At 66.5% G+C, this 26,029-nt stretch carries 20 protein-coding genes; 18 read left to right on the forward strand and 2 right to left on the reverse strand.

Annotated elements, in window-relative coordinates; all coding sequences use genetic code 11:
- Positions 1–15 precede the first annotated feature (15 nt).
- Together xylA and IB225_RS19535 are read left to right on the forward strand one after the other, a co-directional pair.
- Positions 16–1,350: a xylose isomerase gene (gene xylA / locus IB225_RS19530; RefSeq protein ID WP_192314449.1), complete on the forward strand. Its 1,335-nt coding sequence runs from the start codon at positions 16–18 to the stop codon at positions 1,348–1,350.
- A gap of 75 nt (positions 1,351–1,425) precedes the next feature.
- Positions 1,426–2,853: a sugar porter family MFS transporter gene (locus IB225_RS19535; protein ID WP_192314452.1), complete on the forward strand. Its 1,428-nt coding sequence runs from the start codon at positions 1,426–1,428 to the stop codon at positions 2,851–2,853.
- 104 nt (positions 2,854–2,957) lie between these two features.
- Here the strand turns inward: IB225_RS19535 and IB225_RS19540 are convergent, their stop codons facing one another.
- Positions 2,958–4,019 carry a LacI family DNA-binding transcriptional regulator gene (locus IB225_RS19540; protein ID WP_192314455.1) on the reverse strand — a complete coding sequence of 354 codons (1,062 nt, stop codon included), beginning with the start codon at positions 4,017–4,019 and terminating at the stop codon, positions 2,958–2,960.
- Between the two features lie 113 nt (positions 4,020–4,132).
- Between IB225_RS19540 and IB225_RS19545 the strand changes: the two genes are divergently transcribed.
- From IB225_RS19545 to IB225_RS19605, 13 genes are all read left to right on the forward strand, one after another.
- Positions 4,133–6,313 carry an alpha-glucuronidase family glycosyl hydrolase gene (locus IB225_RS19545; RefSeq protein WP_192314458.1) on the forward strand — a complete coding sequence of 727 codons (2,181 nt, stop codon included), beginning with the start codon at positions 4,133–4,135 and terminating at the stop codon, positions 6,311–6,313.
- 29 nt (positions 6,314–6,342) lie between these two features.
- Positions 6,343–8,289, forward strand: coding sequence for a sialate O-acetylesterase (locus tag IB225_RS19550; protein WP_225584150.1), 1,947 nt, complete (start codon positions 6,343–6,345; stop codon positions 8,287–8,289).
- Positions 8,286–10,049, forward strand: coding sequence for a glycoside hydrolase family 43 protein (locus IB225_RS19555; protein WP_192314462.1), 1,764 nt, complete (start codon positions 8,286–8,288; stop codon positions 10,047–10,049). The genes IB225_RS19550 and IB225_RS19555 overlap by 4 nt, the downstream gene beginning before the upstream one ends.
- 8 nt (positions 10,050–10,057) lie before the next feature.
- On the forward strand, positions 10,058–12,742 hold the full coding sequence (locus IB225_RS19560; RefSeq protein ID WP_192314716.1) for a glycoside hydrolase family 3 protein: 2,685 nt from the start codon (positions 10,058–10,060) through the stop codon (positions 12,740–12,742).
- 60 nt (positions 12,743–12,802) lie between these two features.
- Entirely contained in the window at positions 12,803–14,287 is a 1,485-nt protein-coding gene (locus IB225_RS19565; RefSeq protein WP_192314464.1) for an MFS transporter, read from the forward strand.
- A 17-nt stretch (positions 14,288–14,304) separates the two neighbouring features.
- The gene (locus IB225_RS19570) at positions 14,305–15,342 is read left to right on the forward strand and encodes a glycoside hydrolase family 43 protein (RefSeq protein WP_192314466.1); all 1,038 of its coding nucleotides are present in this window, start codon (positions 14,305–14,307) and stop codon (positions 15,340–15,342) included.
- Positions 15,332–16,180, forward strand: a complete 849-nt coding sequence (locus IB225_RS19575) for an aldose epimerase (protein WP_192314468.1) — start codon at positions 15,332–15,334, stop codon at positions 16,178–16,180. The genes IB225_RS19570 and IB225_RS19575 overlap by 11 nt, the downstream gene beginning before the upstream one ends.
- Before the next feature lie 77 nt (positions 16,181–16,257).
- Positions 16,258–17,214 carry an alpha/beta hydrolase gene (locus IB225_RS19580; RefSeq protein ID WP_225584138.1) on the forward strand — a complete coding sequence of 319 codons (957 nt, stop codon included), beginning with the start codon at positions 16,258–16,260 and terminating at the stop codon, positions 17,212–17,214.
- Positions 17,211–18,227, forward strand: a complete 1,017-nt coding sequence (locus IB225_RS19585) for a glycoside hydrolase family 43 protein (RefSeq protein WP_225584140.1) — start codon at positions 17,211–17,213, stop codon at positions 18,225–18,227. The genes IB225_RS19580 and IB225_RS19585 overlap by 4 nt, the downstream gene beginning before the upstream one ends.
- A 425-nt stretch (positions 18,228–18,652) precedes the next feature.
- Positions 18,653–19,075: a hypothetical protein gene (locus tag IB225_RS19590; protein WP_192314473.1), complete on the forward strand. Its 423-nt coding sequence runs from the start codon at positions 18,653–18,655 to the stop codon at positions 19,073–19,075.
- A gap of 150 nt (positions 19,076–19,225) precedes the next feature.
- Positions 19,226–19,498 carry a BPSL0761 family protein gene (locus IB225_RS19595; protein WP_192314476.1) on the forward strand — a complete coding sequence of 91 codons (273 nt, stop codon included), beginning with the start codon at positions 19,226–19,228 and terminating at the stop codon, positions 19,496–19,498.
- Between the two features lie 2 nt (positions 19,499–19,500).
- Positions 19,501–20,262, forward strand: a complete 762-nt coding sequence (locus IB225_RS19600; RefSeq protein ID WP_192314479.1) for an SseB family protein — start codon at positions 19,501–19,503, stop codon at positions 20,260–20,262.
- A 728-nt stretch (positions 20,263–20,990) separates the two neighbouring features.
- On the forward strand, positions 20,991–21,524 hold the full coding sequence (locus tag IB225_RS19605; protein ID WP_225584141.1) for a hypothetical protein: 534 nt from the start codon (positions 20,991–20,993) through the stop codon (positions 21,522–21,524).
- 73 nt (positions 21,525–21,597) lie between these two features.
- Here IB225_RS19605 and IB225_RS19610 read toward each other — a convergent pair whose 3' ends face one another.
- Positions 21,598–22,611 carry a glucokinase gene (locus tag IB225_RS19610; protein WP_192314482.1) on the reverse strand — a complete coding sequence of 338 codons (1,014 nt, stop codon included), beginning with the start codon at positions 22,609–22,611 and terminating at the stop codon, positions 21,598–21,600.
- A 157-nt stretch (positions 22,612–22,768) separates the two neighbouring features.
- On the opposite strand from IB225_RS19610, the gene IB225_RS19615 reads away from it, so the two are divergent.
- The 3 genes from IB225_RS19615 (at position 22,769) to IB225_RS19625 (ending at position 26,017) form a co-directional block, all read left to right on the forward strand.
- Positions 22,769–23,179 carry a CopL family metal-binding regulatory protein gene (locus IB225_RS19615; RefSeq protein WP_192314485.1) on the forward strand — a complete coding sequence of 137 codons (411 nt, stop codon included), beginning with the start codon at positions 22,769–22,771 and terminating at the stop codon, positions 23,177–23,179.
- 118 nt (positions 23,180–23,297) lie between these two features.
- Complete coding sequence (locus IB225_RS19620) at positions 23,298–25,100, forward strand: copper resistance system multicopper oxidase (RefSeq protein WP_192314488.1); 1,803 nt, start codon at positions 23,298–23,300, stop codon at positions 25,098–25,100.
- The gene (locus IB225_RS19625) at positions 25,097–26,017 is read left to right on the forward strand and encodes a copper resistance protein B (RefSeq protein WP_192314491.1); all 921 of its coding nucleotides are present in this window, start codon (positions 25,097–25,099) and stop codon (positions 26,015–26,017) included. Before IB225_RS19620 ends, IB225_RS19625 begins: the two co-directional genes overlap by 4 nt.
- Positions 26,018–26,029: the final 12 nt, after the last annotated feature.

The following is a 26,029-nucleotide window of genomic DNA, read 5'->3' on the forward strand; positions in this document are numbered from 1 at the left end:
CAGGATCACCGCACCATGAGCACGCAGCCCTTCATCGGCGCCAAGGAATACTTCCCCGGCATCGGCCGCATCCCGTTCGAGGGCCGCGGCTCGGACAATCCGCTGGCGTTCAAGGTCTACGACGCGCAGAAGACGATCGGCGGCAAGACCATGCAGGAGCACCTACGCTACGCCGTCTGCTACTGGCACACCTTCTGCAATGCTGGCCATGACCCGTTTGGCCCGGGCACGCGCCACTTCCCGTGGGAGGCCGGTTCGCCGATGGCGACGGCGGAAGCGAAAGTCGATGCGGCGTTCGAGTTCTTCACCAAGCTCGGCGTGCCGTACTGGTGCTTCCACGATATCGACCTGGCGCCGGACGCCGACGACATCGGCCAGTACCAGAAGAACCTCACGCACATGGTCGGCCTGGCCAAGGCGCGCCAGGACGCCACCGGCATGAAGCTGCTGTGGGGCACGGCCAACCTGTTCTCGCATCCGCGCTACATGAACGGTGCATCGACCAATCCCGACTTCGCCGTCGTCGCCCGCGCGGCGGTGCAGGTGAAGGCCGCGCTGGACGCCACCGTCGAACTCGGCGGCGAGCACTATGTGTTCTGGGGTGGCCGCGAAGGCTACGCCTCGCTGGTCAACACCGACATGAAGCGCGAGGTCGCGCATTTCGCGCGCTTCCTGACGATGGCGCGCGACTACGGTCGCAGCATCGGGCTGAAGGGCAACTTCCTGATCGAGCCCAAGCCGATGGAGCCGATGAAGCACCAGTACGACTTCGACAGCGCGACGGTTGCCGGCTTCCTGAAGGAGCACGGGCTGGAGAAGGACTTCAAGCTCAACATCGAAGCCAACCACGCCACGCTGTCCGGCCACACCTTCGAGCACGACCTGCAGGTCGCGTCCGACCACGGCCTGCTCGGCAGCATCGACGCCAACCGCGGTAACGCGCAGAACGGCTGGGATACCGACCAGTTCCCGACCGATCTCTACGACACCGTCGGCGCCATGCTGGTGGTGCTGCGCCAGGGCGGGCTGGAAGGCGGCCTGAACTTCGACGCCAAGGTACGCCGCGAATCCACCGATCTGGAAGACCTGTTCATCGCCCACATCGGCGGCATGGACGCGTTCGCACGCGGGCTGGAAGTCGCGCACGCGCTGCTGACCGACTCGCCGTGGGAACAGTGGCGCCGCGAGCGCTATGCCAGCTTCGACAGCGGCCAGGGCAAGGACTTCGAGAGCGGCGCGCTGGATCTCGCCGGCCTGGCGTCGCTCGCGACGCAGCTCGGCGAACCGAAGCAGACCAGCGGCAAGCAGGAGCGCTACGAGAACCTGCTCAACCAGTACCTGCTGCGCTGAGCCAGCAATGACGAAGTCCCTGCGGTGGAACGCAGGGGCTGACGACAAGTCGACAAGCCTGGAGGGGCGAAGCGAATGGGTACTACCGCGTTCGATCGGGGCCATATCGCCGACGGCGAGAACACCCGTTTCATCATTCTGATCAGCTGCGTCGCGACGATCGGCGGATTCCTGTTCGGCTTCGATAGTGGGGTGATCAATGGAACAATCGATGGCCTGAAGCAGACCTTCCAGTCCAGCTCCGTAGGCGTCGGCTTCGAGGTCGCATCCATGCTGCTGGGCTGCGCGCTGGGCGCTTTTGTGGCTGGACGCCTGGCTGACCAGTGGGGGCGTCGCAGCGTGCTGATCATTTCAGCGGTGTTGTTCCTGTTGTCGGCGATCGGCGCCGGCGCGGCGACCTCATCGGTGGTGTTCATTGTCGCTCGTGTGCTGGGAGGTTTCGCCGTGGGCGCGGCCAGCGTGATCTCACCGGCCTACATCGCCGAGGTGGCGCCTGCGCGCTACCGCGGCCGGCTGGCGACGGTGCAACAGATCGCGATCATCAGCGGATTGTTCGCTGCGTTCCTCAGCAACTATCTGTTAGCCAAGTCGGCCGGTGCGTCCACCGAGGCGCTGTGGGGCGGTTACCCCGCGTGGCGCTGGATGTTCTGGATGCAGGCGGTGCCGTCGCTGGTCTTCCTCGCACTGCTGCTGGTCATTCCCGAAAGCCCACGCTATCTGGTAGTGAAGCGCCGCAAGGATGAAGCGCTGCGCGTGCTGACGCGGCTGTTCGGTGGCGCCGAAGCACAGGCCAAGCTCGCGGAGATCGATGCGTCGTTGTCGCAGGACCACCATCGCCCGCAGCTGTCCGACCTGAAGAACAAGGCGACCGGCAGGATTCGTCCCATCGTCTGGGTGGGCATCGGACTGGCGACGTTCCAGCAACTGGTCGGCATCAACGTGGTGTTCTACTACGGCGCGGTGCTGTGGCAGGCGGTCGGCTTTTCGGAGAACGACGCGCTGCTGATCAACGTGCTGTCCGGTGCGCTCAGCATCGGCGCCTGCATCGTCACCGTGCTGCTGATCGACCGCATCGGCCGCAAGCCGCTGCTGTGGATCGGCTCGGCCGGCATGGCGGTGTCGCTGGCGCTGGTGGTGGTGGCGTTCGCCAGCGGGTCGCTGGTCGACGGACACCTGCAGCTGCCGGAGGGCATGGGCACGCTGGCGCTGGTGGCCGCCAATGTCTACGTCATCTTCTTCAACATGTCGTGGGGCCCGGTGATGTGGGTGATGCTGGGCGAGATGTTCCCCAACCAGATCCGCGGCTCGGCCCTCGCGGTGGCCGGTGCGGCCCAGTGGACCTCGAACTTCGCCATCACGGTGACCTTCCCGATCCTGCTGGGCAGCATTGGCCTGGCCGGTGCCTATGGCATCTACACATTGGCCGCAATCGTCTCGGTCTTCTTCGTGCTCAGGTTCGTCCATGAAACGCGGGGCAAGGAACTGGAGCAGATGGAAGGGTGAGCGATGACCGGTCTCTTTCCTGCCTGCTTGACGGTGGCATTGTGCGTCGAGCGGACCGTCACTCGGCGAGCGAGGGCGAAGAGGTCGTGACGCCGCGTATCCCGCTAACGCCGCTTGGGCGGGGTGGCCACCGAATCACGGGCGACCAGCCGGTGAGGGACCACATGATCCATCAGCACACGCGTGCTGTCGGTCTTGCGTCGGATGCTGCGCAGCAGGATGTCGATGGCGGCGTCGGCCATGGACGCGATCGGCTGGTGGATGGTAGTGAGTTCCGGCCAGACGGTTGTGGCGGCCGAGGTATCGTCGAAGCCAACAACGGACAGGTCGCGCGGTACATCCAGACCACGACGGTGTGCCACCGAGATCGCGGCCGCGCCCATGTCGTCGTTGCTTGCGAAGATCGCGGTAGGCGGCTTGCGATGCGCCAGCAGCTTCTCGGCGGCATTGAGGCCGGAACGGTAGGTGTAGTCGCCCTGCTGGACGAGATCTGGCTCGACCTCCAGCCCGGCCTCGTGCAGTGCGGTGACGAAGCCGTCGTAGCGACGCGAGCTGGCGCTCAGGTCGCTGCGGCCGCGGATGAAGCCGATGCGGTTGTGGCCCTGCTTGATAAGGTGCTCGGCCATCTCCTCGCCGGCGCGAAAGTCGTCGATCCGTACGCAGGAGATCTCGTCGCTGAAGCGGCCGGACGCGATGGCGACCACGGGAATGCCCGCCTTCACCAGTTCCGTCACCGCCGCGCGCGATTCGCACAGCGGCGGCGGCAGGATCACGCCATCGACGCGCGCGCCCAGTGCGCGTGCGGCCTTGCGCTCGGATTCGGTATCCAGATCGTCCCAGTAATCGACGACCAGCTGGATCGCGGTGCGGGACGCGACCCGCAGCAGGCCGACCAGCAGCTCGCGCAGGTAGGCGCCACTGGGATTGGTGTAGATCAGCGCGATGCGCGTGTGCTGCGCGGCCGCCAGCGAACTGGCGGCCAGGTTGGGCGTGTAGTCCAGTTCGCGCACGGCGCGCATGACGCGCTCGCGGGTGGCATCGCGGACCTTGCCCTGGTTGTTGATCACCCGCGACACCGTCATGGGCGACACGCCGGCCCGGGCGGCCACCTCGTCGATCGTCACGCCGCTGCTTTTGCGGCGGATCGACTTCTTCGGCTTGTCCAATACGCGATCCCTTCTTCTGCTGTGGCGCCGCCAGGCGGCGACCGGCCGGCCCGGCAGGGGCACTCGGCGGGATGATGGAACAGTTCGCGCCCGCCTGTCCTCTGGACATCCTAATGTTACCGCTAACCTTCCCGTCGGGCGACCGGCGGCGCTGGTTGCTGGCCGTGGCGTTGGCCTTGCTGGCATGCGCGGGCGCGGCACGGGCGGAAGATGGCTATGCGTTGTGGATGCGCTACGTGCCGGCCGACGCCACGTCGTCGGGCGGGTATCGCGCCCCTGCAGGAGACATCGTTGCGCCCGAGCGGACTGCCACCCAGCGCGTCGCGCGAGAGGAACTGCAGCGCGGACTGTCCGGCCTGCTGGGCATTACGCCTCGCCAGCGCTCCGCTCCCGGCGGTCGTGCGTTCGTCCTGGGCACGCCGCAGTCATCACCCTGGGTCGCGCCGTTCAGTCGTGACCTGGATGCCCTGGGCGACGAGGGCTATCTGCTCCGCTCCACGCGGATCGGAGGACACGAGGTGGTCGTGGTGGCCGCGCGCGAAGACATCGGTGTGCTGTACGGCGTCTTCCACCTGCTGCGCCTGATGCAGACGGGCGCAGGGCTGGACCGGCTGGAGGTCCGCGAGTCGCCGGCGATCGCGCGGCGTGTCCTCAATCATTGGGACAACCTCGACGGCTACGTCGAGCGTGGCTATGCCGGCGGGTCGCTGTGGGACTGGCATACGCTGCCGGACTGGCAGGACCCGCGCTACATCGACTACGCCCGGGCGAACGCTTCTCTCGGCATCAATGGCAGCGTCCTCAACAACGTCAACGCGAACGCGCTGAGCCTGTCGACTGATTACCTGCGCAAGGCGGAAGCGCTGGCGGACGTGTTCCGCCCTTATGGCGTCCGCGTGTACCTGAGTGCGCGCTTCAGCGCGCCCCTCGAGATCGGCGGGTTGCGGACCGCCGACCCACTGGATCCGGATGTGCAACGCTGGTGGCGCGACAAGGCGGACGAGATCTACGCGCTCATCCCGGATTTCGGTGGTTTCCTGGTCAAGGCCAACTCGGAAGGCCAGCCCGGTCCGCAGGACTACGGACGTTCGCACGCCGAGGGTGCCAACCTGCTGGCCGACGCATTGGCGCCGCATGGCGGCGTGGTGATGTGGCGCGCCTTCGTCTACGCCCACGACGTGCCGGAGGATCGCGCGAAGCAGGCGTACAGCGAGTTCGTCGGCCTGGACGGCGCATTCCGCGGCAACGTGCTACTGCAGGTGAAGAACGGTCCGATCGATTTCCAGCCGCGCGAGCCGTTCCATCCTCTGTTCGGTGCGATGCCGCGCACCCCGCTGACGATGGAATTCCAGATCACCAAGGAATACCTCGGCTTCGCAACGCACCTGGTCTATCTGGGGCCGCTGTACGAAGAAGTCCTGAGCGCCGACACCCACGCGCGTGGCTCCGGTTCGACCGTCGCCCGGGTGATCGACGGATCGCTGGACGGCCACGCGCTGTCCGGCATCGCGGGCGTAGCCAACATCGGCGACGACCGCACATGGAACGGATCGCACTTCGACCAGGCGAACTGGTACGCGTTCGGCCGGCTGGCCTGGAATCCGCGGCAGTCGGCGCGCGACATCGCGGCCGACTGGGTGGCAATGACGTTCTCGCGCGATCCCGGCGTGGTGACGCCGGTCGTCGACATGATGATGGCTTCGCGCGAGGCGGCCGTGGACTACATGACGCCGCTGGGCCTGCACCACGTGATGGCGCGCGGTCACCACTATGGGCCGGGGCCGTGGGTCGATGGCGGACCGCGTGCGGACTGGACCTCGGTGTACTACCACCGCGCCGACCGCGACGGCATCGGCTTCGACCGCACGTCGCGCGGCAGCGATGCCGTGTCGCAGTACGCGCCCGACGTCGCAGAAGGGTTCGCCGACGTGGAACGCGTGCCGGAATCGCTGTTGCTGTGGTTCCACCACCTGCCGTGGGAGCACCGCATGGCGTCCGGCCGTCCGCTGTGGGACGAACTGGTCCATCGCTACACGCGAGGCGTGCGAAGCGTCGAAGCGATGCAGGCGACATGGGACCGGCTGCAGGGGAGGGTGGATGCCGAGCGCCACCGGCACGTGGCCGCCTTCCTGCGCATCCAGCGCCACGAGGCGCAGTGGTGGCGCGACGCCAGCGTCGCGTATTTCCAGTCGCTCAACGGACGCGCAATGCCGGCCGGGGAAACGCCGCCCGCGCATCCGCTGGCGTACTACGTGTCCCTGCAGTTCCCGTTCGCGCCGGGGGATGGACGATGAGCCGCGCGACCCGGCTGTCAGGCAAGGCCATGGCGCTCGTTTTGCTGTTCCTCGCCGGCGGCGCGTACGCACAGGAGGCACCGCTGCTGCACGTGCTGTTCCAGGACCATGCGGTGCTGCAGCGGGACAGGCCGATCCCGGTATGGGGCAACGCCGGCGCGGGCGCAACGGTTACCGTCACCTTCGCGCGCGAGACGGTCACGACGCGTGCGGAGAACGACGGGCGCTGGCGGACGACGCTGCGGCCGCTGGCGACCGGTGGACCGTACGACCTCGTGGCCAGGGCTGGGCAGGCGACGCAGGTCGTGCGCGACGTGATGATCGGCGATGTGTGGCTGTGCTCAGGTCAGTCGAACATGGAACTCCCGGTCTGGCGTGCGCTCGACGCCAGCAGCGAGATCGCCTCGGCCGCGCATCCCCGCATCCGGTTGTTCACCGTGCCGCAGGCGGCGGCGGTGGCGCCGCAGGCTGCGTTCCAGAGTACTACCGCGTGGAAGGTCGCTTCGCCGGAGACGGCGCGCGATTTTTCCGCCGCCTGCTTCTACTTCGCGCGCGAACTGCAGAAGACCGTCGATGTTCCGATGGGGCTCATCCAGGCCGCCTGGGGTGGGTCGCGCATCGAAGCCTGGACCGGTGCCGATGCCTTGCGTGCCGGTGGCGGCATGGATGAGGCGCTGGATGTCCTTGCGCGCTACGCACACGATCCCGCGGCGGCGCTGGCGCAGTGGGGGCGGCATTGGGAGCGCTGGTGGACCGCGCGTGCCGGCGCCGTGCCCGGCGACATGCCGTGGCGGTCCGATGCCTCCGATACCGGCTGGCGTGCCGCGCCTGCGTCGCTCGGTGCGTGGGAACGCTGGGGCATACCTGCGCTGGCGGATTACAACGGCATGGTCTGGTACCGCACGCAGGTGACGCTGACGGCGGCTCAGGCCGCGATGCCCGCCACGCTGGAACTGGCGCCGGCCGACGAAACCGACATGACCTGGGTGAACGGCGTGCCGGTCGGCAGTGGGAGCGGCGCGGGCGAGCCACGCCACTACCGGTTGCCGCCGGGTTTGCTGAAAGCGGGTGCCAACAGGGTGGTGGTTAACGTGCTGGACACCTATCGCGATGGCGGGCTCGCGGGTCCGGCGAGCGCGCATGCGGTGCGTTTCGACGACGGTACGCGCGTGGTCCTCGACCCATCGTGGCGCTACCGGCCCGCGCCCGGCGACGACACGCCGCCCGGCGCGCCGTGGCAGACGGCGAACGGCCTGTCGACGCTGTACAACGGCATGATCGCGCCGCTGGGCGACTACGGCCTGCGCGGCATGCTGTGGTACCAGGGCGAGTCCAACACCGGCGAGGGCGCCGCCTATGCCGCGCGGTTGCGCATATTGCGCGACGATTGGCGGCGGCAGTTCGGCCGTCGCATGCCGCTGCTGGTCGTGCAGCTGGCGGGCTATGGCATGCCGCCGTCCACGCCGGGAGAGAGCGGCTGGGCCGGGCTGCGGGAGGCGCAACGGCGGGTGGTCGCGGACGATCCGGATGCCGGACTGGCGATCGCCATCGACATCGGCGATGCCTACGACATCCATCCGCCGAACAAACAGGAACTGGGCCGACGCCTGGCGCGTGTGGCGCGCCACATCGTCTACGGCGAGCGCGGGCTTGCGCCGTCCGGACCGTCCGCGCACAACGCGACGCATGCCGCCGAGGGCGTGCGGATCGTGTTCGACGGCGTCACCGGCGCGCTGACGACGACGGGCTCGAACGGTCCCATCGGCTTCGAACTCTGCGACCGGCAAACGCGTTGCGCGTACGCGGACGCCACGCTCGACGGGAACGCCGTCGTCCTGCGCGGCGAACACGTGATCGATGCGACGCGGGTGCGCTACTGCTGGGCGGACGGCCCGGTCTGCACGCTGCGCGATACCGCCGGCCTGCCGGCCGGTCCTTTCGAACTTTTCCTCACGACGACCGAGGTGCCCCGATGAAGCTGTTCTCCCTGCGCATCCCAGAGGACGATCGAGGCGAGGCAGGCGCATGCCGCGGGCGCCGTCGCGGCGCGCGTGGCGTGCTGATCGCCGCACTGCTGGTGCTGGCCACGCACGTGCATGCGCAGCCGCCCGCCGCGCCTCCGGTGTACTTCGACTGGTTCGAATACACCGGTCGCGACACCGCCTTCGAGACGCCCCTGCCGGCAGGTTATTACCGCAATCCGGTGCTGGCGGGTTTCCACGCCGATCCCAGCATCGTCGCCGCCAACGGCAAGTTCTACCTGGTCAACTCCAGCTTCACCTACTTCCCCGGCATTCCGGTGTTCGAGAGCGCGGACCTGGTGCACTGGAAGCAGATCGGCAACGTCATCGACCGTCCCACGCAGCTGGATTTCGACGGGTTGAGCGTCTCGCGCGGCATTTTTGCGCCGACCATCGAGTTCCACGAGGGCATGTTCTACGTGGTGACCACGGCCACCGACAGCGGCGGCAACTTCATCGCCACCGCGCGCGACCCGGCGGGACCGTGGTCGGATCCGCACTGGCTGCCGAGCATCGGCGGCATCGATCCGTCGCTGTTCTTCGACAGCGACGGCAAGGTCTATCTGCTCAACAACGACGAACCGCCGGGACCGGCGCGCTACGACGGCCATCGCGCCATCTGGATGCAGCAGATCGACCTGGCGCGCTTCCAGCCGATCGGTCCGCGCAAGGTGCTCATCGACGGCGGCGTGGAGCCGGAGAAGAATCCGATCTGGATCGAGGGGCCGCACATCTACAAGCGCGACGGCTGGTACTACCTGTCCGATGCGGAGGGCGGCACCGGGCCGCAGCATTCGCAGGTGGTCCTGCGCAGCCGCGACGTATGGGGGCCCTACGTGCCGTACGCAGGCAATCCCATCCTGACCCAGCGCGACCTGTCTGCGGACCGGTCGCTGCCGATCACCAATGCGGGCCACGCCGACCTGGTGGAAGGGCCGGATGGATCGTGGTGGGCGGTTTTCCTCGCCAGCCGCAACTACCAGCAGCGCCACTACAACACCGGGCGCGAGACCTACCTGTTGCCGGTGCAGTGGCGCGATGGATGGCCGGAGATCCTGCCCGCCGACCAGACCATCCCCTACGTCGTGAAGGCGCCTTCGTGGATGCGCGGCGACGCCACGCAGGCGCCGTCCACCGGCAACTTCGTGCATCGCGACGAATTCGAGGGCCCGGCGCTCGCCTCGGACTGGCTGCGCGTGCGCGTGCCGAAGACCGCCTGGGCGAACCTGGCCGCACGTCCCGGCTCGCTGGCGCTGACGCCGCTGACGGAAGGCCTGGAGACGCTTCGCAACCCGGCCTTCCTGGGTCGCCGACAACAGCACCTGCGCTTCGAGGCCAGCACCGAGATGACCGCGCCCGGGGAGGGCGTGGCCGCCGGACTGGCGGCGTTCCAGAGCGAGGCGTACTGGTACTTCCTCGGCATACGTCGCACGACGGGGAATCGCATGGCGGTGTTCCTGGAAGCGCGCGACGGCAGCGGCGCCACGCGCACGCTGGCGACGCACGAGATCGAGGCGACCGACGCGCTCCGGCTGAAGATCGAGGGCGACGAGGGTGACTACGGCTTCGCCTTCGACGCCGGCGATGGCCGTGGATGGCGGATGCTGGCCAGCAAGGTCGACGGCACCGTGCTGAGTACCGATCGTGCCGGCGGTTTTGTCGGTGCACTGCTGGGACCGTACGCGCGCGACGAGCGCGCTCAGAGGAGCGAATGATGATGACGATGGTGTCCGTTTCCCTCGCCCGGCGCGTCGCGCCCGGGCTGTGCGCGCTGGCGCTGTGCGCAGCTGCGTGGACATCGCCTTCGGCGCAGGCGGCCGACGCGAAGCCGTGGCTCGACGTCTCCCGCAGTTTCGAAGCGCGTGCTGCGGCACTGGTCGCGGAAATGACCCTGGAGGAGAAGGCCGCGCAGATGCAGAACGCGGCGCCGGCCATCGACCGACTGGGCGTGCCGGCCTACGATTGGTGGAACGAGGCGCTTCATGGCGTGGCACGCGCCGGACAGGCGACGGTGTTTCCGCAGGCCATCGGCCTGGCGGCCACCTTCGACGTGCCGCTGATGGGCGAGGTGGCCACCACCATCAGCGACGAAGCGCGCGCCAAGCACCATCAGTTCGTCCGCGACGGGCAGCACGGCCGCTACCAGGGCCTGACGTTCTGGTCGCCGAACATCAACATCTTCCGCGATCCGCGCTGGGGCAGGGGGCAGGAGACCTACGGCGAGGATCCGTACCTCACCGCGCGCATGGGCGTCGCGTTCGTGCGCGGCCTGCAGGGCGACGACCCGGTGTACCGCAAGCTGGACGCGACCGCGAAGCACCTCGCTGTCCACAGCGGTCCGGAGGCGGACCGCCATCACTTCGACGCGCGGCCGAGCAAGCGCGACCTGTACGACACCTACCTGCCTGCGTTCGAAGCGCTGGTGAAGGTGGGCGACGTGGACGCGGTGATGGGCGCCTACAACCGCGTCTATGGCGAATCCGCCAGCGCGAGCAGGTTCCTGCTGCGCGACGTGCTGCGCCGCGACTGGGGCTTCAAGGGCTACGTGGTCTCCGATTGCTGGGCCATCGTCGACATCTGGAAGCACCACAAGATCGTCGCCACGCGCGAGGAGGCCGCCGCGCTGGCGGTGAAGAACGGCACCGAACTGGAATGCGGGGAGGAATATTCCACGCTGCCCGCGGCGGTGCGGCAGGGCCTGATCAGCGAGGCCAAGATCGACGATGCAGTCACCCGGCTGTTCGCCGCGCGCATGCGGCTGGGCATGTTCGATCCGCCCGAGCGCGTGCGCTGGGCGCGCATTCCGTACGCGGTCAACCAGGCGCCGGCGCACGACGCACTGGCGGCGAAGGCGGCGCGCGAATCGCTGGTACTGCTGAAGAACGACGGCCTGTTGCCGCTATCGCGCGACCTGAAGCGGATCGCCGTGGTCGGCCCGACCGCCGACGACACGATGGCGCTGCTCGGCAACTACTTCGGTACGCCGGCCGCACCGGTGACGATCCTGCAGGGCATCCGTGATGCCGCGAAGGGCGTCGAGGTGAGCTACGCCCGCGGCGTGGACCTGGTGGAAGGGCGTGACGATCCAGCGGCCACCCCCCTCATCGAGGCCGCCTACCTGCGACCGTCGCCCGATTCTCCCGAGCGCGGTCTGCGCGGCGAATACTTCCGCACGCAGGATCTGTCCGGGCCGCCCGCCCTGGTGCGCACCGATGCGCAGATCGGCTTCCGCTGGGATCGCGGTTCGCCGACCGACAACCTGCAGGCGCGTGGCGAGGCTGGACCCGGGCAGGGCGTGCCGAACGATCGCTTCAGCATCCGCTGGAGCGGGCAGCTGCTGCCACCCGTGTCGGGCCACTACCGGATCGAGGCAGCCGCGGACGACGGCTTCCGCCTGTACGTGGACGGCACGCGCGTGCTCGACCACTGGACCAACAGCGACCGCCTGCGCAGCGACGGCGTGGACCTGGACCTGGACGCCGGACGCGCCTACGACCTGCGACTGGAGTACTACGACGCCGAACGCGATGCCGGCGTGCGCCTGGCCTGGCGCATGCCGGGCGCCAAACCGCCGTTCGAGGAGGCCCTCGACATCGCGCGCAACGCCGACGTGGTGGTATTCGTGGGGGGGCTAACCGGCGATGTCGAAGGCGAGGAAATGACGGTCAACTATCCGGGCTTCGCCGGTGGCGACCGGACCGACCTGCGCCTGCCCGCAACACAGCGTGCCCTGCTGGAAGCGTTGCATGCCACCGGCAAGCCGGTAGTGCTGGTGCTGACCGGCGGTTCCGCGCTGGCGGTGGACTGGGCGCAGGCGAACCTGCCGGCCATCCTGATGGCCTGGTATCCGGGGCAGCGGGGCGGCACGGCGGTGGGCGAGACGCTGTTCGGCGACGCGAATCCCGCCGGCCGCCTGCCGGTGACGTTCTACACGGCGGACCAGCCGATGCCGGCGTTCGACGACTACACGATGGAAGGCCGCACCTACCGCTACTTCCGCGGCACGCCGCTGTATGCGTTTGGACACGGCCTGTCCTACACCCGCTTCGACTACCGCAACCTGCGCACCGACGCACGCAAGGTCACCGCGGACGGTCGCCTGCGCGTGCAGGTGGACGTGGCGAACACGGGCAAGCGGGCGGGCGATGAGGTGGTGCAGCTGTACGTCCGTCCGCTGACGGTTGGCCCCGGCGATCCGCAGCAGGAACTGCGCGGCTTCCAGCGCATCCACCTGGCGGCCGGCGAGCGGCGCACGGTCGTGTTCGAACTGGAGCCGCAGCAGTCCCTACGCCGCTACGACGAGGCGCGCGGCGCCTACACGGTGCCGCTCGGTCCCTACGAGGTGCGCGTGGGCGGATCCAGTGCCGATATCCGCGCGCATGCACCTTTCGAGGTCACCGCGAAATGAGCGAAACGTACCGCGTCATCCCCCATTCTTTCTTTCCACGACGTCCAGGACAGCCGACGCATGGCCAGCACTGACCACACGCTATCGATCCGGGAAAAGCTGGGCTACAGCCTGGGTGACCTGGCGGCGAACCTGATCTTCCAGACGCTGATCACCTATCTTGCGTTCTTCTACACCGATGTCTACCTCCTGCCGGCGGCGACGGCGGCGACGATCATCTTCGTGGTCGGCCTGTTGGGTGCCTTCGTATTCACGCCGTTGATCGGCATTGCCGCGGACCGCACGTCGACACGCTGGGGCAGGTTCCGGCCGTGGATCCTGTGGACGGCGGTGCCGTTCGGCGTGCTGTCGTTGCTGGCCTTCAGTACGCCGGACTTCAGCGAACGCGGGAAAGTCGCTTATGCGTTGATGACCTACAGTCTGCTGGTGCTGGTCTACGCGGCGAACAACCTGCCGTACTCCGCACTCAGCGGCGTACTGACCGGCAGCATGGCACAACGCAACAGCCTGTCGGCCTATCGGTTCGTCGCGGTGATGATTGCGCAGTTCATCATCCAGGTCCTGCTGATGCCGCTGGTGCTGATCCTTGGCGACGGCGACCGCGTGGTCGGCTTCGAACGCGTGATGACCGTTTTCGCCGTGGTAGGGACGGCATTCTTCCTGATTACCTTCGCCACCACGCGCGAACGCATCGTGCCGACGAAGGCGCAGTCCGCGGGGGTCATGCAGGACCTCGCGGACCTCGCGCGCAACCGGCCCTGGCAGGTGATGCTGGCGTTGACGGTACTGGTGTTCGTCAACCTGGCACTGAAGGGCGGCACCTACATCTACTACTTCCAGTACTACATGGACGAAGCGGCGCTGGCGGCCTTCCTCTCGGACTCGGGGTTCGACGGGTTCATCGCCGCCCTGAACGCGGCGCTCGCCGGCGCAGGCCTATCCGGCTTCACGTGGCCGGAAGATCCCGCCACCTCCACCTTCAGCCTGTTCAACGGCAGCGGCATCCTCTGCATGATCCTGGGTATCGGCGTATCGCGGAGACTGGCCGATCGCTTCGGCAAGCGTGACGTGTTCGGCGGCGCGCTGTTCGTATCGACCCTGTTCCTGCTCGCGTTCTATGTGTTCCCGCCCACTGCTGTCGCGCTGGCATTCGGCGCCTTCATGCTGCATGGCTTCTGCTACGGGATCACCATTCCGTTGCTGTGGGCGATGATCGCCGACGTCGCCGACTACTCGGAATGGAGGAATCACCGCCGCGCCACCGCCATCATCTTCTCCGCCATGCTGTGCGGCCTGAAGATCGGGCTCAGTGTCGGCGGTGCGCTGGTCGCCGGCATCCTGGCGCACTACGGTTACCAGGCGGGCGCCGACGAACAGTCGGCTGCGGTCGTCGACGGCATCCGTCTGACCGTCAGCGTCTACTGCTCCATTCCCTTCTTGGTCGCAGTAGCGCTGCTCTTTCTCTATCGGATCGACAAGCCGATGGAGGCGCGCATCGAACACGAGCTCGACCAGCGTCGTCGCACCGCAGGCGTAGCCGCGTGAACGCCGTGTCCCTGCCCATGAACGACACTCCCGCCCACGACGACACCACGTCGTGCGCCGTCGAACTCGAGCGCCTCGCCGAGCATGCGATCTCCCGGCCGCTGGTCACCCACATCTACACGGCCGATCCGTCGGCGCATGTGTTCGAGGGGCGGCTCTACATCTATCCCTCGCACGACATCGACGGCGGTGGCGCCTTCGATGACGAAGGCGGGCACTTCGGCATGGAGGACTACCACGTGCTGCGTATGGAGTCGCCGGAGGGCGCGGTCACCGACTGTGGCGTCGCACTGCATGTGCGCGACGTGCCATGGGCCGAGAAGCAGATGTGGGCACCGGATGCCGCGCATCGCGATGGCCGCTACTACCTCTACTTTCCCGCCAAGGACGGCGGTGGCCTGTTCCGCATCGGTGTGGCGGTCGCCGACCGGCCGGAAGGCCCGTTTGTCGCTGAGCCGACGCCGATCGACGGCACGTACTCGATCGATCCAGCGGTGTTCGAGGATGACGACGGCGCGCACTACCTGTACTTCGGCGGCATCTGGGGTGGCCAGTTGCAGCGCTACCGCGACAACGCGTACGACACCGCGCATGAGGAGCCGACTGGCGACGCGCCAGCACTCGGACCGCGGGCGGGGCGACTGGATGGCGGCATGAGGGCGCTGATGGAGCCCACGCGGGAAATCGTGATCGTGGACGAGCAGGGCGTGCCGCTGCGTGCCGACGATCATGCCCGTCGCTTCTTCGAAGGCCCTTGGCTGCACAAGCACGAGGGTCGCTATTACCTGTCGTATTCCACCGGCAATACCCACCTGCTGTGCTACGCGGTGGGCGACAGTCCGTACGGCCCGTTCACCTATGCCGGCGTGATCCTGACGCCGGTTGTCGGCTGGACCACGCACCATTCCATCTGCGCCTTCGGTGGGAAGTGGTATCTCTTCTATCACGATGCGTTGCACTCCGGCGGCGTGACGCACCTGCGCACGGCGAAGTGCACCGTGCTGCACCACGAGGCGGATGGCCGCATCCGCACGATCGATCCCTATGGCGGCTGATCCGCGTCACGCTGCCTGGGACGATGCGCTGGCACCGATGCAGGCGGGCCCGTTGCACTGGTTGCGCGCGGGGCGGTTGGATGTCGCGCTGGCGCCGGAAGCCGGCGGTCGTATCGCGCAGATCCGCTACGACGGCGTGGACTGGCTGATCGGACCCGACGACGGTTGGCCCGCAACCATCGCGTGGGGTTGCTATCCAATGGTGCCGTGGGCCGGACGCGTGCGTGCAGGACGCTTCGATCTCGACGATCGCGCCCATGCGTTGCCGGTGAACTTCGGTGGACACGCGATCCATGGCGTCGGCTTCTCGCGGCCCTGGCGGATCGACATGCGGGAGACCGACAGCGCCACGTTATCGCTGGCGCTTCCGCGCGATGCCTATTGGCCGTTCGGTGGCACCGCGACGCAATCGGTGCGCGTGCTGGGCGACTGCCTGCATCTCGAACTCGCCGTGCAGGCGGGTCAACAGGCGATGCCGGTGGTGCTGGGTTGGCATCCGTGGTTCCGCAAGCCCGACCGCCTGAGATTCGCACCCACCGCGATGTATCCGCGTGACGGCGAGGGCATCGCGACGCTGCCGCGGGTGGCGCCCATCCCCGGTCCGTGGGACGACTGCTTCGTGGCGGATGACGGGATCGCGTTGGAGCGCGGCCGGCAGCGCCTCCACCTGCGCGCCGACACCGATCACTGGGTCGTGTACGACGCCGCATCCCATGCGACTTGCGTCGAGCCGCAGACCGGCCCGCCGGACGCGTTCTCGCTAGCGCCACGCGTACTGCAGCCGGGGCAACAGCACTGGCTTTCCTTCGAACTCGCCTGGCATGCACGCGACGAATGACGGGGTGGATGCCGGGTGAACACCGCACTCTTCGTTGTTGCCGCTGGAGAATGACGATGCACCCGAGTCGCTCCTGCATGACCGCTTTCCACGGTATCGCGCTCGTGGCGATGGCCTGGCTGAGTGTGGGCCCGGTCCGCGCGCAGGAGGATGCGATGGTCGCCATCGCCGCACCGGACCAGCCCACGGCGATCGTGCTCGGCACCGGGCCATTGCCGGGGGCGCGGCATGCCGAAGCGTGGCATCGCCAGTACGGCAGCGTGTTCGCTCGCAATGTCACCGTGGCCACGCTCACGCCTTTCCTGCCCGATCCCGCCAAGGCCACCGGCACGGCCGTGATCGTCGCGCCGGGCGGCGGCTTCCGCTCGCTGTCCATGCAGAACGAGGGCTGGGACGTGGCGCGAGCCTTGGCCGATCGCGGCGTCGCTGCGTTCGTGCTGAAGTACCGGCTGGAACAGACACCCGTCGACCTGGACGGCTTCGCGCACTCAATGCGCGAGATGCTGTCCGGCCCGGTACCCGCGCACCGGATCGATCCCGCCGCATCGATCTCCCGACTCGGCCCGCAGATTGCCGACGCACGCGCCGCGTTCGCACGCGTGCGTGCCCGTGCGGAAGAGTGGGGTGTCGATCCACAGCGCATCGGCATGGTCGGCTTCTCGGCGGGTGCCATGTTGACGCTGGCCACGACCCTGGCCGGCGAGGACGCCAGACCCGCCTTCATCGGTACCGTTTATGGTCCATTGGCGCCTCTGGACGTGCCGCCGGATGCGCCGCCGCTGTTCGTGGCCATTGCCGCCGACGATGGGCTGTTCGCCGGTGGCGGGTTCGGCCTGGTCGAACGCTGGCGCGCCGCACGGCGGCCCGTCGAATTCCATCTGTATGAGCAGGGCGGGCATGGTTTCGGCATGTACCGCAAGCCGACGACGAGCACCGGCTGGTTCGACGCCTTCGCACGCTGGATGGCGATGCACGGGTGGCTGGAACCCGGAGGGCAGGGGAGTGCGGTCCACACGGAGGAGAAGACACCATGACACCGCATCGCACCGCAGGCGCCTTGTTCCTTGTCGCATCACTGATGCTTCCGTGGGCGGATGAGGCTGCCGCGCAGGCGCCCGCTTCTCCTGCGCCACGGTCGAACCCGCTGATCCGCGACAAGTTCACCGCCGATCCGGCGCCACTGGTGGTCGGGGATCGTCTGTACCTGTATGTCGGCCACGACGAGGCGCAGCGCGACGAGATGTTCAACATGCGCGAGTGGCTGGTCTATTCGACGACGGACATGGCGACCTGGGTCGACCACGGTCCGATCATGAAGGTGTCCGATTTCGCGTGGGCCAAGGCCGATGCCTGGGCGTCGCAGGCCATCGAGAAGGACGGCCGGTTCTGGTTCTACGCCGCGGTCGAACACGACGACACGCAGCCTGGCAAGGCCATCGCGGTCGCTGTGGCGGACAGCCCGACGGGCCCGTTCGTGGATGCGAAGGGCGCGGCACTCGTCACCAACGCGATGACGCCCAAAGGCACGCACAGCTGGGAGGACATCGATCCGACGGTGTTCACCGACGACGATGGCACGACCTGGATCGCCTGGGGCAACCGGCAGTGCTACATCGCCCGCCTGAAGCCGAACATGATCGAGATCGACGGCCCGATCACCGAGATCACGCCGCCCCACTTCGAGGAAGGCCCGTGGCTGCACAAGCGGGGCGATCTCTATTACCTGACCTACGCGTCGCTTGATCGTGCCAGCCACCGCGACGAGAAAGTGTCCTACGCCACCGCCCCTTCGATCCAGGGGCCATGGATGTATCGCGGCGAACTCACGGGCTCCGGCAAGTACAGCTTCACCATCCACCCCGGCATCGCCAGTTTCAAGGGCAGGGACTACCTGTTCCTGCACAACGCCGCCCTTGCCATCGGCGACCAGCACGGTGCCATCGGCAGGCGTGCGGTCACGGTCCACTACCTGCAGTACGACGAGGATGGAAGCATGAAGCCTGTGCTCCAGACCGACGAGGGCATATCCGTACTGCCTACCCGCTAGTCCTCTATCCACTGACGCGTTCGGCAAGCGGTACTAGCCCAACCCAGCCCCTCGTCAATGCTGCTGCCGTGAGGTGGACGTCTGCTTCTGGCCGATAGCAGCCATCCGGCTAGCGAGATCCTCCGGTCGGGAGCATAAATCGCACGCAACGGTGAGGGCGTCCGTACCAACACGGGCTCCTGCGCCGGAATGGACCGGCTAGGCGGGCGGCGGGCCGAGCAAAGCTGACTATCAATTCCGCCCACAAGAGAGCAGCGAGATGGCAGGCCTTCGCTGAGGGCAGGGGAGCGGGGCAGCGGCCTTCAGCGCGGCCACTCGCCCCGATCGCAAACGATCCATGCCATGGAAGGGAGCAATCGATCATGCAGATCTCAGCGTCTGCGACGGCGATTTTGTAAGATCTGTCGAGTGCTAGGGATACTGAAATGCTAGACAAGATCGTAGCTTCTCAATTGGACTCGGAGCTTGCACGTTGTGAGCAGGATCTTCAGCTAGTTATCGAAAAGCTCATCAATGAGCACGCTGCTCGCGGATTCTCGACGATGCAAGGACCAATTGCTGGACGCATCATTGATGCTTGTGATCATGCACTGGTGCAGGTGCATGCTGCTGCGCAACTGATCCAACGTGAGTACGTTGTCTCCGGCAAGACAACCGATGACCAAGCCGAACGCTTGCGGGCATTGCTGGGCCATCTGGAACCAAGGTTGATGCGCTTGGCGTTGACACCGACCCGTTACGTAGACGCGTTGGGTGGAGTGACGCCCCCCGAATTGGCCTCGCGCGTGCCATGGGTGTTGGGCAGGCTGCGAGCGTCGGCGTTCGAAGCGGCATGCGTCATCACATAGCCGTGCCGCAGATTACATAACCGACGTTATGCGAACTATGTAATTGATTCTATTACATATTTTCACCGAAAGCAACTGGCCCGATCGCTTGCTCCACAGCATCCGCGGAAGCCTGTAAGCTAAGTATTCCTTAGTACGCTCAGGCCCCGCATGACCCTGCCCGCCGAACGCACCCGCAACGTGCTGCAGGCCGGCGCGTTCCTGAGAGAACTCGCCGCCAGCCAGGCCGTGCCCAAATCGGTGCGGGAAGAGGCGTACCGATTGCTTCGGCACTATCCGACGGTCAGCGACATCGAGGCCATTGCCCAGCATGAGGAGCGGCTGCGGGAGCTGACCCAGTCGGCCTTCGTACGCCCATATCTGACGAGTGAATTCGAGGCAGACTGGTTTCGCGGCTTTGCCCTTGGCCCGCATCGCATCTGATCATGAAGCGAGCAACCAGGCCGCAGGGAAGAAGACCGTCTGCCGCGGAGGCAGACCTGGAGGCTGCGCTCGAGCGAGCCCGTGGCGACTCAGATGAGGAGCTTGCGTTCTTCAAACAGCTGATGGATGCCATGGTCTACGTGCATGCGCCTGTCTCGGACGATGCTCCAACCCCGAGGCTGGTCCAGTTCCGGCACCCGGACGGCTTTGACGCCATCCCATTCTTTACCTCGCTGGGCAAGGCGGAGGTGGCCAGCTCCGCGGCCGTCAAAATCCTGGGGGTACCGGGGCGCGACCTGTTGGAGGGTTCGCGTGGCGCGAAGTTGATGCTCAATCCCAACGACGGCGGCATTGTCCTGTATCCGGAAGAGATCGCGACATGGTTGGATACGGGCTTCCTGGCGAGGGTAGAGAAGCCGGTGCCGTTCGAATTCGACGTAAGACCGGCGCAACGTGCACCCGCCTGGCTGGCTCCAACGATCGCCCAAAGCCTTGAGCACGCCAGCTTTGTCTCGGCGGCCTACCTCCTTGAAACCCGTCCAGCCCCGAATGCCAACCAGCCGTCAGGGCTATTGATCTGGCTGGTGGCTGACATGGCCTTTGCCGAGAGGTCAGCCCGCCTGGTGACCACGGCCATCCAGCCCTTATGCTCAGAGGTGGATGTCGTCATTGATCTGATGGTCCACGACGCGTCGCAGCCTTTGCCGGAGGCCTTGGATAATCCGCAGGTCCTGCCCATATTCACGAGAACCAGGTCCGCCTGAGTCCAAATGCAACCCGATGATGAGCTGCCAGCGCTACCTCCGGAGCTAACGGAGGAAGAGAAGGATCGCCGGACCCGCGAAGCCTTGGCTGACGTCGACGCTGGGCGGACGATCCCGCACGAGGAAGTGCTGCGATGGGTCAGAGGGCTGTCAAAGCGCTCTTGAGCGTACCCATGGTCTCAGGAGCGTCGAAACTAGGGACGCGCCGGATGCCTCAGTTGGGCAACAGCTTGTTGCCAAATTGCCGCGTGGTGGCGCGGGGCTCCCGGCCGACCAAGAATGTGGCGTTTTTAGGGAGCCTTTTTTCGGGCCTGAGGCGTCTTGTGGGAAACAGCCTCAATTGGAGGCAAGTTGCCGGCACGTATTTGGGGTCCGAACCGACCATCGGTGGATCTACCGGCAACAAGCATGGGGCAACTTGTTTGGCGGTTCTCAGATCACGGGGCAACTTGTAGGAGCCTCAACAAATCTGCGGCGATTGTTGGACCCAATTGAGGCGATTGCTGGGCGTAGCGGGGGCAGATTCGCTGCGGCAATCACCGGTGGAACAGGGGTTACGCATGATCCATGCCAGTGCCCGGCGATACCAAGGCAATTTCGCATAATGCCTATTATGTAAAAGTGCATACGGAGCTGGTTCATGCAGATTCGCAGGACCGTCCAAGGCCGTCGAATGCAGAACGTCCAGACTGACCTCAATGACACAAACCTATGAGAGGACGATTGCAATGAAACACGATGTCTATGCCCACACTGCGAAGATTTCCGAAGCGCCGGCTCCGAGTGTGGCCACTCCGGCCGGCCCCCACAGTCCGCTCGTGCTCCTGCGGACCGTCCTGGAGAACCCGACCGATCTTGAGCATGTGCGGAAGTACACGACCGACGACTTCATGTACGTCTCACTCAACTACGAAAATCCTGAGCTGAAGCAGATCATGCCCTGGGCCGGCACCACCGCAGGCACCGAGGGACTGGTCCAGACCTTCAAGGATGTTTTCACCTTCTGGTCGGTGGTCGCGTTCGAGCTGCAGGACAGCTTCGAGAACCCTGATGGCGCTGCCATCTTTGGCTACTTCACCTATCGCTCCACCACGCTCGAAAAGACGGTGACCTCGCCACTGTCAATCCTGGCGCGTGCCAAGGACGGCAAGCTCAACTTCGTGCAATTCATGGAAGACACCTTCGCCACCGTGCGGAGCTTCCGTGAGAGCGGCGCCTACCGCATCAAGGCCAATCCCGATGGCTCGGAACTTGATGTCTAAGCTCGGGGTTTGATGGTCTTCAACCGATGGATCGGCCGGATCGAGCGGCCACCCATCCAAGGTCCGCAATCAGTTACCGGGCTGGCCGACTCTTGCGGTTCTGTCGATACCACGCCACCGCACCGGCCAATCCGAGTTGGCCGTGCTCTACCCGCCACACCGGTACCCGTTCCAGCTGTTCGGTCATCACGCCCTTGTTGAGATAGCGCTGCAGGAAGCGGCCGTCATGCAGGAACTGCGGGATGTGCGCGGTCACGCCGCCGGCCAGGTACACGACGCGCGCACCGAAGATGATTGCCAGGTCGCCGACGACACTGCCCAGCCAGCCACAGAACGTTTCCAGCGTTTCCCGTGCCAACGGATCCGATGCTGCCGCGGCCACCAGCGCGCCGGCATCCGCATGCACCGGTGCAGTGTCGCGAAGTTCGCACAGGCACCGGTAGAGATTCATCAAGCCCGGTCCGGACAGCACATGCTCGTTGTGCAGGTACGGACGGTCCTTCAGCAGGCGACGGACGATCTCCATTTCCAGCGCATTGCCCGCCGCCAGCGAGGCCTGACCGACTTCCGTCGGGAGCACACGCGGCGGCTGGCCTTCGATCCAGACCGCGGCGCCAAGTCCGGTGCCGGGACCGATCACCAGCGCCGGCGACGTCGTCGCTGCCATGGTCGACGGCGTCAGCGATGACAAAGTGTCAGGCGACAACGTGGGAACCGCATTGGCCACGGCTTCGAAATCGTTGATCAGCTGCACCCAGGCCAACCCGGCGCCCACGCGGGTCTGCTCGACGGACACCGACCACGGCAGATTGGAGTTGATCAGCCGGTCGCCTTCCAGCACGCCGGCGATCGCCACGACCGCGCCATGACATGGCGTGCCGGTGCCGTAGTCGCGAAGGATGGAGGCAAGATCGGCATGCTCGGCGCATGCATAGCGACGGTAGTCGTGGATCTCGTTGTCGCCATTGGCGTCTATCCAGCCTAGGCGTGCGTACGTACCGCCCACGTCCGCCACGATGATGCGGCTGGACGTCGAACCCTGCTGGGAGGAATCGGTGGGAACGCCCGCCGGCACCTTACTCGTCATTACCGTGCCCGCCATGCGCCTGCCACGTTGTCCGGAGTCTTCAAGAACGCGCCAAGGATATCGTGTCCCCCGTACGTTGGCATCGTGCCGGCCGATCCCGGACGAGTTCAGGTCCCTACGCCAGGGTACGTCAGCCCACATGGCGTATGATGGCCCCATGCCCCGCTTCACCACCCTGCTCCGCGCCCTGCTCTGCCTTGCGCTGCTGCTCAACGGCACGGCCTATGCACACGCCGCCACGCGCATGGCGATCGGGGACATGGCAGCGGCGGCACAGGCGGCGAGCGATGAAGAACCGCCCTGCCATGAAGGCATGGACATGACGATGCCCATGGGTGATGAAGGCGCGTCCCCATCGGCCCATCACGAAGGCGACAGCGGCCTGCCCGATTGCTGCAAGGCCGGCAGTTGCGACGGATTCTGTGCCCAGCACGCGCCTGCACTGACGTGGCTGGCGACGCTGGGGACACCGCCGTATCCCGCGACGGATACACCGGCCTACCGCGACGACGCCCATCCCTCCGTGCGCCTGTCACACCGCCACCGACCTCCCATCCTGGCGGCCTGAGGCCGCACCGCTGCGGTTTTCCGCACGGTCCTGCGCGCAAGGCGCGCTGGATCCACGATCACGACGGACGCCAACACGACAGTGGATGGCCGTGCCGACGATGCACAGGATGATCTGAATGAAACACGATGACTCCACACCGGGACGCCTGGGCGCGTTCCGGCCCACCCGCCGCCAATTCGTCACCGGGCTGGCCACCGGCGGCGTCGCGCTGGGCTTCGGCGTGGCCCGCCCGCCCGCCTCTGCCGGTACGCCTGCACGACGCGGCGGTGCCGCACAGGTCACCGGCACCGAGTTCGCACTGAACATCGGCGCGATGCCGGTCGACATCACCGGCCGCCTGCGGCCTGCGATCACGGTCAACAACAGCCTGCCGGCACCGACGCTGCGCTGGCGCGAAGGCGACACGGTCACCGTCCGTGTCAGCAACCGTTTGAAGGACATGACCTCGATCCATTGGCACGGCATCCTGCTGCCGTCGAACATGGACGGCGTGCCCGGACTGAGCTTCAACGGCATCGCGCCGGGCGAGACCTTCCAGTATCGCTTCCAGCTGAAGCAGTCCGGGACCTACTGGTACCACAGCCACTCGCTGTTCCAGGAACAGGCCGGCCTGTATGGTGCGCTGATCATCGATCCACGCGAACCGGCACCGTACCACTACGATCGCGAGCACGTCGTGCTGCTGTCGGACTGTACCGACCTGGACCCCGCCGCGCTGTACCGGCGCATGAAGAAGATGCCGGAGCACGACAATTACTACCAGCGCACGCTGGTGGACTTCGTGCGTGATGCGCGGCGCGATGGGTTGGCGAAGACGATCGAGGACCGCGGCATGTGGGGGCGCATGCGGATGACGCCCACCGACATCTCCGACATCAACGCGCACACCTACACCTACCTGATGAACGGTGCGGCGCCCAACGGCAACTGGACCGGACTGTTCAAGCCCGGCGAGAAGGTGCTGCTGCGCTTCATCAATGGCAGCGGGATGACCTACTTCGATGTGCGCATCCCGGGCCTGAAGATGACCGTGGTGGCAGCGGACGGCCAGTACATCCACCCGGTCAGCGTCGACGAGTTCCGCATCGCGGTCGCCGAAACGTTCGACGTGATCGTGGAACCCACGGGCCAGGATGCCTTCACGATCTTCGCGCAGGACATGGGCCGCACCGGCCATGCACGCGGCACGCTGGCCTTGCGCGATGGGCTGGAAGCCCCGATCCCCGCGCGCGATCCGCGCCCGCTGCTGACGATGGCGGACATGGGCCATGACATGGGAAGCCATGGCGGGCACAAGGGCATGGAAGGCGGCTGCGGCGCCATGATGGGCGAAGGCGGTTGCGGCGCGAACATGGGCGCGATGGATCACGGCGCGCACGCGTCGGCATCGACGGCGCCGAACCATCCTTCCAGTGAAGCAGGCAATCCGCTGGTGGACATGCAGTCCTCCGCCAGCGATCCCAAGCTCGACGATCCCGGCATCGGTCTACGCGACAACGGACGCACCGTACTGACGTACGGCGCGATGCGCAGCCTGTTCGACGATCCCGACGGCCGCGAGCCCGGCCGCACCGTCGAACTGCATTTGACCGGCCACATGGAGAAGTTCGCCTGGTCGTTCGACGGCATTCCGTTCGCCAGTGCAGAACCGCTGAAGCTGAAGTACGGCGAGCGCATGCGTATCGTGCTGGTCAACGACACGATGATGCAGCACCCGATCCACCTGCACGGCGTGTGGAGCGATCTTGAGAACGCCGACGGCGCGTTCCAGCTGCGCAAGCACACCATCGACATGCCGCCGGGCACGCGGCGCAGCTACCGCGTGCGCGCCGACGCGCTGGGACGCTGGGCGTTCCACTGCCATCTGCTCTACCACATGGAAGCCGGGATGATGCGGGAAGTGAGGATCGAGGCATGAAGACGATCCTCTCCCCTGCCCCACTGTCGATCGCGGTCTTGGCCGCATTGGCGCTCGCCATCGCCACGCCGGCGTTCGCGCAGCATCATGATCACGCCGGACACACTGCGCCCGAACCTGTTGCAGTACCGGAACAGGACGAGCACGCACAGCACGACCACGCCGCGATGGGCCATGCGGATCACGGCACTTCCTCGCCCGCACCACGCGAAGCGATTCCGCCCGTCACCGCAGAGGATCTGGCGGCGGCCTTTCCCGCCATCGACCACCACGCCATGCAGCACGCACCGGCGTTCAACACCAAGGTCACGCTCAACCGGCTGGAAGCCTGGGATGCCGATGAAGGTACCGGCCAGGCCTGGGAAGGTATCGCGTGGTTCGGCACCGACACCGATCGCCTGTGGCTGCGCAGCGAGGGCGAGCGCATCGGCGGCCACACCGAGAGTGCAGACGTGGAGGCGCTGTATGGGCACAGCGTGTCACCGTGGTGGGACGTGGTCGCCGGCGTGAAGCACGACTTCAAGCCCGGCGATGCTCGAAGCTGGGCCGCATTCGGCGTGCAGGGCATGGCGCCGTACCGGTTCGAGGTATCGGCCACGGCGTACGTGGGCGAAGGTGGACAGGTCACCGCGAACTTCGAGGCCGAGTACACACTGCGCATCACCAACCGGCTGATCCTCCAGCCTCTGGTCGAAGTGGATCTGGCGGCCAAGGACGATCCCGGGCACGGCATCGCCAGCGGCCTGTCCGGCGTGGAGGCCGGCCTGCGCCTGCGCTATGAAGTCACGCGCCGTTTCGCGCCGTATGTCGGTGTCGTGCACGAACGCGCCGTTGGCGATACCGCCGACCTGCGACGTGCGGCCGACGAATCTGCGCGCGATACGCGCGTTGTCGCAGGCGTGAGGATCTGGTTCTGATGCAGGAGAACC

Source organism: Pseudoxanthomonas sp. PXM02 (assembly GCF_014851805.1).
GTDB lineage: Bacteria > Pseudomonadota > Gammaproteobacteria > Xanthomonadales > Xanthomonadaceae > Pseudoxanthomonas_A.

Excerpts from the sequence above, each read along its gene's own strand:
- xylA (WP_192314449.1), top strand. The coding sequence starts at position 16 with ATGAGCACGCAGCCCTTCATCGGCGCCAAGGAATACTTCCCCGGCATC.
- IB225_RS19535 (WP_192314452.1), top strand. The coding sequence starts at position 1,426 with ATGGGTACTACCGCGTTCGATCGGGGCCATATCGCCGACGGCGAGAAC.
- IB225_RS19545 (WP_192314458.1), top strand. The coding sequence starts at position 4,133 with ATGTTACCGCTAACCTTCCCGTCGGGCGACCGGCGGCGCTGGTTGCTG.
- IB225_RS19550 (WP_225584150.1), top strand. The coding sequence starts at position 6,343 with ATGGCGCTCGTTTTGCTGTTCCTCGCCGGCGGCGCGTACGCACAGGAG.
- IB225_RS19555 (WP_192314462.1), top strand. The coding sequence starts at position 8,286 with ATGAAGCTGTTCTCCCTGCGCATCCCAGAGGACGATCGAGGCGAGGCA.
- IB225_RS19560 (WP_192314716.1), top strand. The coding sequence starts at position 10,058 with ATGGTGTCCGTTTCCCTCGCCCGGCGCGTCGCGCCCGGGCTGTGCGCG.
- IB225_RS19565 (WP_192314464.1), top strand. The coding sequence starts at position 12,803 with ATGGCCAGCACTGACCACACGCTATCGATCCGGGAAAAGCTGGGCTAC.
- IB225_RS19570 (WP_192314466.1), top strand. The coding sequence starts at position 14,305 with ATGAACGACACTCCCGCCCACGACGACACCACGTCGTGCGCCGTCGAA.
- IB225_RS19575 (WP_192314468.1), top strand. The coding sequence starts at position 15,332 with ATGGCGGCTGATCCGCGTCACGCTGCCTGGGACGATGCGCTGGCACCG.
- IB225_RS19580 (WP_225584138.1), top strand. The coding sequence starts at position 16,258 with ATGACCGCTTTCCACGGTATCGCGCTCGTGGCGATGGCCTGGCTGAGT.
- IB225_RS19585 (WP_225584140.1), top strand. The coding sequence starts at position 17,211 with ATGACACCGCATCGCACCGCAGGCGCCTTGTTCCTTGTCGCATCACTG.
- IB225_RS19590 (WP_192314473.1), top strand. The coding sequence starts at position 18,653 with ATGCTAGACAAGATCGTAGCTTCTCAATTGGACTCGGAGCTTGCACGT.
- IB225_RS19595 (WP_192314476.1), top strand. The coding sequence starts at position 19,226 with ATGACCCTGCCCGCCGAACGCACCCGCAACGTGCTGCAGGCCGGCGCG.
- IB225_RS19600 (WP_192314479.1), top strand. The coding sequence starts at position 19,501 with ATGAAGCGAGCAACCAGGCCGCAGGGAAGAAGACCGTCTGCCGCGGAG.
- IB225_RS19605 (WP_225584141.1), top strand. The coding sequence starts at position 20,991 with ATGAAACACGATGTCTATGCCCACACTGCGAAGATTTCCGAAGCGCCG.
- IB225_RS19610 (WP_192314482.1), bottom strand. The coding sequence starts at position 22,611 with ATGACGAGTAAGGTGCCGGCGGGCGTTCCCACCGATTCCTCCCAGCAG.
- IB225_RS19615 (WP_192314485.1), top strand. The coding sequence starts at position 22,769 with ATGCCCCGCTTCACCACCCTGCTCCGCGCCCTGCTCTGCCTTGCGCTG.
- IB225_RS19620 (WP_192314488.1), top strand. The coding sequence starts at position 23,298 with ATGAAACACGATGACTCCACACCGGGACGCCTGGGCGCGTTCCGGCCC.
- IB225_RS19625 (WP_192314491.1), top strand. The coding sequence starts at position 25,097 with ATGAAGACGATCCTCTCCCCTGCCCCACTGTCGATCGCGGTCTTGGCC.